We start from the raw sequence: 2889 nt of genomic DNA, 5'->3' as shown, positions 1-2889 counted from the left end.
GGTGCTCGAGCGCCTCCCCCACACCGGTGGCGCGGCGGTCTCGGTCGTTCCGTTCGCGGGGCACCCGGCACGCCTCTCCCGCTACTCCTACCTCGTCAGCCTGATGCCGACGCGCCTGGTGGAGGACCTGGGCCTCGACCTGCGGCTGGCGTCCCGCTCCACCGCGTCGTGCACGCCCTGGGTCCGGAACGGCCGGCACGGAGCACTCCTCGTCGAGCGGCCGGAGGGCGAGGCGACCCGGCGGTCGTTCCGCGAGCTCACCGGCGGGGAGGACGAGTACGACGCGTGGTGCCGGTTCTACGCCGACGTGGCCGAGATCACCGAGGTCGTGGCGCCGACCCTCATGGAGCCGCTCCCCTACGAGCGCGCGGTGCGCGAGGCGGTCGACCCGCAGACCTGGCAGGACGTGGTCGGCCGACCCCTCGCCGCCGCCGTACGCTCCCGCTTCACCGACGACACCGTGCGCGGCGTGGTCGCGACCGACGCCCTGATCGGCACGTTCGCGTCGCTCGACGACCCGTCACTGGTCCAGAACCGCTGCTTCCTCTACCACCTGATCGGCAACGGCACCGGCGAGTGGCGGGTGCCGGTCGGCGGGATGGGCGCCGTGACCGACGCCCTGGCGAGGGCGGCCGCCGGCGCGGGCGCCCGGATCGTCACCGGCGCGGGGGTGAGCCGCATCGTGCCGGGGGACGACTCGGCCGAGGTGACCTGGCACGACGGCATGCGCTCACACACCATCACCGGCCGCCGCGTGCTGTCGGGTGTCGCGCCGTGGGTGCTGCGCATCCTCCTGGGCGAGGGCGAGGACGCCGAGACCAAGCCGAGCGGCTCCCAGCTCAAGATCAACTTCCTGCTCGACCGGCTCCCCCGGCTCACGTCGGGCCTCGACCCGGAGGTCGCCTTCGCGGGCACGCTGCACCTCGCGGAGGACTTCAGCGAGCTCGAGCAGGCGTACGCCGAAGCCGCGGCAGGAAGGATCCCGAGCCGGATGCCCGGCGAGGTCTACTGTCACTCCCTCACCGACCCCTCCATCCTCGGCGACCTGGCCGGCACGGGGGCGCACACGCTCACCTACTTCGGGCTGCACACCCCGGCCGACCTCTTCGCGGACGACCCGGAGGGTGCCAGGAAGCTGGCCGTGGAACGCGCCATCGCAGCCCTCGAGGAGCACCTAGCCGAGCCCCTCGCCGACTGCCTCGCCAAGGACGCCGACGGGCGCCCCTGCCTCGAGGTGAAGATCCCCCAGGACGTCGAACGCGACCTCGCCATGCCCGGCGGCCACATCTTCCACGGTGACCTCGACTGGCCATGGGCGCCCAACCGGGCCCGCCTCGACACCCCCGCACAGCAGTGGGGGGTGCAGACCGAGCACGACGTCGTGATGCTGTGCGGTTCCGGCGCCCGACGGGGCGGTGCGGTCTCCGGGCTGGGCGGCCACAACGCGGCCCAGGCGGTGCTGGCCGGCCTGTAGTCCTCGATTTCTCGCGCGAGGTCCCCGCTGGTAAAGTTGTCCCCGCTTCACCGGCACGCGCCATTAGCTCAATTGGCAGAGCAGCTGACTCTTAATCAGCGGGTTCGGGGTTCGAGTCCCTGATGGCGTACAAACAAGCAGGTCAGCGGCCCACCGGGTCGCTGGCCTTTTGCTTTCGCCATAGGAAACGCACAGCTTACTCATCGTCGAGCGTGTCCCTTAACGCCGCTTCCAACGCCGCCGGGGCTTGGTTGTCGACCGACCTCCGGCCCAGGTAGTAGTCCTGGGTCATCGACGTCCGCGAGTGTCCCAGCTGGTGGGCGACCAGCCGGGCCGACAGCGCCGCCTCGTCGAGAATGGTCGCCGCGGTCTTCCGAAACGTGTGCGACGTGATCCACGCCAGCGCCTCGTCACCCCGCGCCGCCCGCAGCTCCCGGCGCACGTTGGCAGGGTCACGGAACCCACCATTGATGTCGGGGAACGCCGGCTGGTCGAGACGTGCACCGGTCATGAAGCGTCGCCTCAGGACTGCAACCGCACTCATCGGGAGAGCGAGGGTGCGCTCCCCCGCCCGGCTCTTCGTCCCCTTCCGGAGCAGTCCCTCGCCCTTGACGCGGATGAGAGTGCTGCTGATCTCGACCGCGCCCGCTTCGAGGTCGACCTCGGACCACACCACGGCCAGGGCCTCACCGATCCGACACCCGGTCGCCAGCATGAAGAACACCAGGTCGGGCAGGTCGCGACGCCCCCTTCTCGTCCGCCCGGAGCCGGCGCAGCAGCTCTACCCGCTCCGCAGGCGTCAACGCACGAGGCTCCTTGCGCGGCCTCGACTCGATCCGCTCGATCTCGCGCGCCGGGTTGGCCGGGATCGCCCCGTGCCGCACCGCGAGACCGAGCACACCCGAGATCACGCTACGGCAACTGCGTGCACTGGCCGGGCTGATCTCCCGCTTGAAGGTTCCGATCACTCGGTCAGCCATCGGAGGCGTGATCTCGACCAGTAGCACCTCCCCCAACGCGGGCAGGACGTGGTTCTTCAGCTGGCGTCGATAGGTCTCGACGGTGCCGGATGATCGCCGCCCGTCCGCGACCATCTCCTCCATGCGGGACATCCAGACCTCCGCCGCGGCCGAGAAGCGGGTCATGCCGTTGAGGTCTCCTCCGGCTCCGGCACGCGCCCTGTTCTGCAGCCGCAGCCTCAGGTTCTGGCTGGCTTGCGTGGCCGTCTTGCCGCGTGCTTGTAACGACAGCGTGACCCCATCGAAGTCTCGGAACATCGCCATGGCGCGGAAGCGCGTTGGCTTGCCATGCTCGTCGTGCGCCACGGGATAGGTGCGGATCAGGCCCCACGTCCCGATGGGCATCGGTGGCCGTCCCATCGTCAGCCTTCAGGAGACGAGCCGAGACTGCTCGTC

General features: G+C 70.4%; 3 protein-coding genes and 1 tRNA gene. 2 read left to right on the top strand and 2 right to left on the bottom strand.

The features are described 5' to 3' along the window. Together VLF38_RS10700 and VLF38_RS10695 are read left to right on the top strand one after the other, a co-directional pair. Positions 1–1474: NAD(P)/FAD-dependent oxidoreductase (locus VLF38_RS10700; RefSeq protein ID WP_325271247.1), on the top strand; the 1474-nt coding region annotated here is incomplete at its 5' end. A 57-nt stretch (positions 1475–1531) separates the two neighbouring features. Next, positions 1532–1604: transfer RNA gene (locus VLF38_RS10695), tRNA-Lys, on the top strand. 66 nt (positions 1605–1670) lie between these two features. On the opposite strand, the gene VLF38_RS10690 is transcribed toward VLF38_RS10695, so the two are convergent. Then, on the bottom strand, positions 1671–2150 hold the full coding sequence (locus tag VLF38_RS10690; protein ID WP_325271246.1) for a tyrosine-type recombinase/integrase: 480 nt from the start codon (positions 2148–2150) through the stop codon (positions 1671–1673). Between the two features lie 10 nt (positions 2151–2160). Then, entirely contained in the window at positions 2161–2838 is a 678-nt protein-coding gene (locus VLF38_RS10685) for a phage integrase central domain-containing protein (RefSeq protein WP_325271245.1), read from the bottom strand. Positions 2839–2889: the final 51 nt, after the last annotated feature.

Origin of the sequence: Nocardioides sp., assembly GCF_035481145.1 — a bacterium.
Taxonomy (GTDB): Bacteria; Actinomycetota; Actinomycetes; order Propionibacteriales; family Nocardioidaceae; genus Nocardioides.
This window is presented reverse-complemented; position numbering and strand designations above follow the sequence as displayed.

Excerpts from the sequence above, each read along its gene's own strand:
- VLF38_RS10685 (WP_325271245.1), bottom strand. The coding sequence starts at position 2,838 with ATGCCCATCGGGACGTGGGGCCTGATCCGCACCTATCCCGTGGCGCAC.